This is a genomic window from Bartonella sp. OC16QHHD, assembly GCF_042194035.1.
Classification (GTDB): domain Bacteria; phylum Pseudomonadota; class Alphaproteobacteria; order Rhizobiales; family Rhizobiaceae; genus Bartonella.
The window spans coordinates 1-5,084 of sequence record NZ_JBHIMJ010000098.1; the positions used below are offsets into that span (position 1 = coordinate 1).

Below are 5,084 nucleotides of genomic sequence, written 5' to 3' on the forward strand. Positions count from 1 at the left end.
CTTTTTATATGACGATATTTGCAGCAAACAGTTTATTTACTATAGCAACTAATCCAATCAGAGAGATGGGGAGAGCGGTCTGGGGCCTTAACCCGAGCCCCCATAATTGTTATGCTGATGCGAGTCGTGAGTGTCAAATTAATTATGGTTCATTTAGTTTTAACAAACTTTATTCAACGAGAACAGGGAACAAAAAATGAAAATGTTGTTTAATTTATTAAGCCTGCTCATTCTGTTAACGGTTGCTGGATGTGATATTGAAAACATTGATAAACCTCCTCGAGGAGAGACGGCTGTGTGGGAGAAGCTAGGAGCAGATTCTACGGAGGTAGGAAAAGCATTGCTAGAGTGTGGTTTGCCACACCTTAATTATCTTGAGGATGAAGTTCAAAAGTTAAGCAACAATGAGAATGCAACGATTGATGCTTGCATGATCCAAGCAGGATTCCATTATAAAGGGAGAGCTAGCTGGTGTTCTCCTTTTAACGGTAGAGACCTTCCCATTTGTCAGCCTGGTGCTGTCATCCCGAAGAGAAGTGTCGAAAAGCGCTTAAACAGCCCGTTTTGTAAAAAATATAAAAATGCCGATGAATGCCAACCTTAAGTTTTGCTGTTTGTGATGGTCAACAATCCCTCATCCTTGCTTTGCTTGAAATGACGGGATTGTTTCCTCAACTAACCATTTCAATATTGTTCACCGTTGTTTTAATGAAGCGGTGACAGGAAATATCAACAGGCTTACGAGCTTTTTTATTGTAAATAAATCCATTGAAAGAGGGGAAAATGAAAAAAATCTTAAAACTATTGAGTTGTATAGCTCTCTTAACTACAGCTGGATGTATTAACCAACCTCCTCCATCAACTTTAGCATTATGGGAAAAACCAGGTGCCGATAAAGCGATGATCCAACAATCCTTATCAAAATGTGGTTGGAAACCGGTTTATGCTTCTTCTAGTGATATGAATTCGTATGCGAGTGAATTTGCCTCAGTTTATGAATGCATGAAAAAAGCAGGTTTCCGGTATAAATTGCAAGATTCAAAAGGGCTCTATTTTGTACAGCCTCTGAAAAGTGACTCGTTTTTAGCTAATTTGATGCTAGCTGGATATCAGCAATTTATGGACAATGACACCTTTGGTGTGACCAACAAAACGAAACAGGAACGGGCTTTACTAACGCATTTTGAGGATGAAAGAAAACGTCAGCAAAAGCAAAAAGCTTTACAAAAGCGATCACCAAAGCGTCCTTCCCATTCTTAAAGAGTTAGTTGGACAAAAAGCACGAATGATGAAGAGAGTTTTGAGCATCAAGGTTCTTCTCTCAATGCGGATGGCACGATCACCATCACTGCCAAGAAAAAAGATGTGAACGTGGAGGGCTCTGATCTTGCGGGTGAGAATATTAATCTTTCGGCAGCTCGTGATGTCAATGTGCTTGTTGGTCATAATAGCCATAAGTCAAACTCTGTAGAAGAACGGGAAGGCTTTGGGTTTCAGTTTGAAAAGAGCAAAAGCGGTGCTTCTGTAGGTGTTGGAATTGCAAGCGCCAAAGATACGGGCGATCAATGGGAAACCACTTCCACACAATCACACATCACGGCACGCCAAGATGTGCAGATTACTGCTGACAATGATGTAAATATGCAAGCAGCCATTGTTTCGGCGGATCGTGATGTCAACATGGATGCCGGCAATAATATCACCCTATCAGAAAGCTATGATACCTCTAACGCAAAAGAAAAGCATGAAAAGTCTTTTGCTGGTGTGACAGGCTCTGTCAATGTGGGTATTCTTGGTACAGTAAAAGATGTAAAGGATGCAGCCAAACGTTTTGGTCATGGGGATACAAAACACAAAATCGGCAATGGTCTTATTGCTGGTCTAAAAGGCTATGATCTCTATAGCAAAGGCAAAGGTCTTTATAATGAGATGAAGGGTGGAAACCTTAAACAGTCTATTCGTGATATTGCTGATGTTTCTGCTAGCGTAACCGTGGGCTTTAAGACAGAGAAGGCAGAAGCCTCTGTTCAGACCTCTACTGCGGTAACAGGTACAATAGAAGCAGGACGCGCTGTTAATATGCAAGCCCACAAAGGCAGCATCCATGGTGTTGGAGCCGATATTATTGCTGGTACAAACCCGATGCAAAGCAATGATGAACAGAGCGGGAATATCACCATGGGAGCAGGTAAAGATATCATCTTTGAAAGTGCGCAAAATACGCAAAGCACAGAAAACCACACGCAAAGCGCTTCGATGAATGTTGGGTATAGTTATGGTACCGGTGGTACAGGGTGGATGGGGAATGCTTCTTTTGGTAAAGGCAAGGGTTCCAGTGAGGAAGTGCATCACAAGAACAGCCATATTATAGGCACTGGCACTCTTCATACCATAAGTCAGGGAAACACCATACTGGCAGGCGCCGTGGCTTCTGCAGACCATGTAGAAATGGAAGTAGGGGGTGATTTCGCCATTACCAGCCGCAGTGATACGGGACAAACTTCCAGCAAGCAAGACTCTTTTTCTATTGGGTTTAATGGTGGAAAAAAGGATGATGCAGCCACAACCAATATTTCCTTGAACAAGGATAAATCCTCTAGCGATTATCATAGTGTTGTGGAGCAATCAGGCATCAAAGCCGGTGATGGCGGTTTTAAGATCAACGTTAAAGACAAAACGACCCTAACTGGGGGGCTTATTGCCAGCACTGCGCCGGCAGAAAAAAACAGCCTGACCACAGGAAGCATTAGCACCAGTGATATCAGCAACGGTGCGCATGCGCAAGCTAGCAGCCAAGGTTTAAGTATTTCTGCCGGTGGTCCGATGTATCAGGGTAAATATGGTGTCGGGAAAAACATTGCCAAAAATGTCTTAGATCATTCAAAAGCCCAAGATTCAGAGGAAGGATACACCAAATCCGCCATTAGCGATGGCACCATTGTCATTACTGATGAAGCTGGGCAGAAGGCATTGACAGGGCAAGATGTGGAACAAGCCATAGCCTCCCTTAATCGTGATACTGCCACCGCCCATAAGGGTGTACAACAGCTCGATGCAGGCAAGCTGGAACAAATCGTCCATGAAAACCGTGAAATGGCAACCCAACTTTTAGAAGAAGGATTTAAATACAGTGATGACTCCTATAAAACCATGTTTATCAAAGAGCACCCCATCGCTGTGGTCGACCGTGATGAAAAGGGTAATATAATCTATGAAATAGATGCAAATGGACAGTATATCAAAGACGCTCGTGGACAAAAAATACCTCACGCACATTATTTAACGGATGAAGAAAAGCAGCATTTACAAGAGGGTGCTGATGGCAAGGTGCATGTGTCCTTTAATGGCATCTTTACTCCACCAGAGGAAGCCGCTGTTTATGCGGTTCAACATGCGAAGGATAAAAATGAACCGCTTTATTTTGTTGTGTTCCCTCAAGCCGATTCTGCTATTTCAGAACTTCTGGTCGCGGGCTATCAGAAGTTTATGGAAAATAACTTTTGGGGTTTGACCAATTCAACACAAGAAGCAAAAGATTTGATGTATAGCTATGGTCTTACAGGATTAGAACTTTATGGACATAGTCGCGGGACAATGACATTGGGGAATATGCTGAATTCTTTCAAACAAGAAGGTGTGCACGGTATAGCCGACAACACGAATATCAATTTCTATGGACCAGCCTTTAATGTTTTAGTTGCATCCGGTCTGTTAGGTTATGTGAGTGATGGCAAACAAACCATTGTTGGCTTTGATGGGAATAGATACGACTTTGTCAGCAGAATTATTGGCGGCAATGGCTATACTTACGAGACAATACCTGCTGGCAGTAACTGGTGGAAAGAATGGTGGAGAGTGATCATGAATCCCATAAGCTCCCATACCTGTCTTGGAGATGCGGGTCAAAAATGCCAAAAAAGGTATGGCTCATCTCATTTAAAACAAAAACCTTGAATTAAATCATGGAGGAAAAAAATGAAACAAACTTTAAAATTATTAAGCGCTGTAACTTTGTTAAGTATAGCTGGATGTCAGTTTAATAAAACTCCTGGAGGATATTTGAGCGCGTGGGAGAAAAATGGTGTTACTGATTTTACTGAGGTAGGAAAAGCCTTATTAGAATGTGGAATGCCAACCCCTTATGATACTGATCCAGAAAATAGAAAGTTAAGTTTAAATAAAAAGGCGTTTATTGATTCTTGTATGGTTCAATCAGGATTCCGCTATAAAGATACAGAGGCAGGAACGTGGTGTGAGAATTTTCAAGGAAAGAATCTTCCGGCTTGTCGTCCAGGTGCTGTCATACCACAGCGCAGTGTCAAGAAGCGCTTGAACAGCCCTTTTTGTAAAAAGCATCCAGAACAATATGAATGTTATCCTTAAGTTTTGCTGTTTGTGATGATCAACAATCCGCCATCCTTGCCTTCGCTTGGAATGGCGGGATTGTTTTCTCAATCTAACATCTCAATATTGTTCACCGTTGTTTTAAGCAGCGGTGACAGGAAATATCAACAGGCTTATGAGCTTTTTTATTGTAAATAAATCCATTGAAAGAGGGGAATAATGAAGAAAATCTTAAAACTATTGAGTTGTATAGCTCTGTTAAGTATCACTGGATGTGTTAACTCAATTCCCTCACTTTCTCCAGCATTATGGAGAAATAAAATACTTTTAGAATGTGGAGTACCGGACCTTAATAAGGTTGTGGCGCTAGATTTGAATCAATTTGCCAGTATTGAAATGTGTATGGCGCAATCAGGTTTTCGCCCTAGCTTTACAATACAAGATTGGTGTGAGAACCATAAATCAGACAACCTTCCCATATGTCGTCCTGGTGCTGTCATGCCTCAGCGAAGTGTTGAGAGACGCTTAAATAGCCCTTATTGTAAAAAGCATTCAGAACAACTTGAATGCAAACCTTAAGTCTTGTTTCAGCAGAGAAAGCCTTGAATTTACACCAAATAAAGCACCAGGTTGATGAGTTTGAGAAAGCCTTGTCCGTTCTTACGTGACAAGGTTTTCTTTTTATGCCGCGTCGTTATAACGTTGCTGTTTTGCTTGCTCGATGACATTCAAAAGATCTG

4 protein-coding genes and 2 pseudogenes are annotated in these 5,084 nt (G+C 41.7%); all 6 read left to right on the forward strand.

All coding sequences use genetic code 11. The features are described 5' to 3' along the window. A pseudogene (locus ACFIK1_RS09550) lies at positions 1 to 200 on the forward strand (hypothetical protein); the annotation flags it as partial. Further along, positions 197 to 604 carry a hypothetical protein gene (locus ACFIK1_RS09555; RefSeq protein WP_375662670.1) on the forward strand — a complete coding sequence of 136 codons (408 nt, stop codon included), beginning with the start codon at positions 197 to 199 and terminating at the stop codon, positions 602 to 604. The pseudogene ACFIK1_RS09550 and the gene ACFIK1_RS09555, both read left to right, overlap by 4 nt. A gap of 179 nt (positions 605 to 783) precedes the next feature. After that, the gene (locus ACFIK1_RS09560; protein ID WP_375662671.1) at positions 784 to 1,260 is read left to right on the forward strand and encodes a hypothetical protein; all 477 of its coding nucleotides are present in this window, start codon (positions 784 to 786) and stop codon (positions 1,258 to 1,260) included. Between the two features lie 21 nt (positions 1,261 to 1,281). After that, a pseudogene (locus ACFIK1_RS09565) lies at positions 1,282 to 3,954 on the forward strand (hemagglutinin repeat-containing protein); the annotation flags it as partial. A gap of 21 nt (positions 3,955 to 3,975) precedes the next feature. Then, positions 3,976 to 4,383, forward strand: coding sequence for a hypothetical protein (locus ACFIK1_RS09570; protein WP_375632826.1), 408 nt, complete (start codon positions 3,976 to 3,978; stop codon positions 4,381 to 4,383). 180 nt (positions 4,384 to 4,563) lie between these two features. Further along, positions 4,564 to 4,923 (forward strand): hypothetical protein, encoded by a 360-nt coding sequence (locus ACFIK1_RS09575; protein ID WP_375608402.1) that lies wholly within the window; start codon positions 4,564 to 4,566, stop codon positions 4,921 to 4,923. Positions 4,924 to 5,084: the final 161 nt, after the last annotated feature.

Excerpts from the sequence above, each read along its gene's own strand:
- ACFIK1_RS09575 (WP_375608402.1), top strand. The coding sequence starts at position 4,564 with ATGAAGAAAATCTTAAAACTATTGAGTTGTATAGCTCTGTTAAGTATC.
- ACFIK1_RS09570 (WP_375632826.1), top strand. The coding sequence starts at position 3,976 with ATGAAACAAACTTTAAAATTATTAAGCGCTGTAACTTTGTTAAGTATA.
- ACFIK1_RS09560 (WP_375662671.1), top strand. The coding sequence starts at position 784 with ATGAAAAAAATCTTAAAACTATTGAGTTGTATAGCTCTCTTAACTACA.
- ACFIK1_RS09555 (WP_375662670.1), top strand. The coding sequence starts at position 197 with ATGAAAATGTTGTTTAATTTATTAAGCCTGCTCATTCTGTTAACGGTT.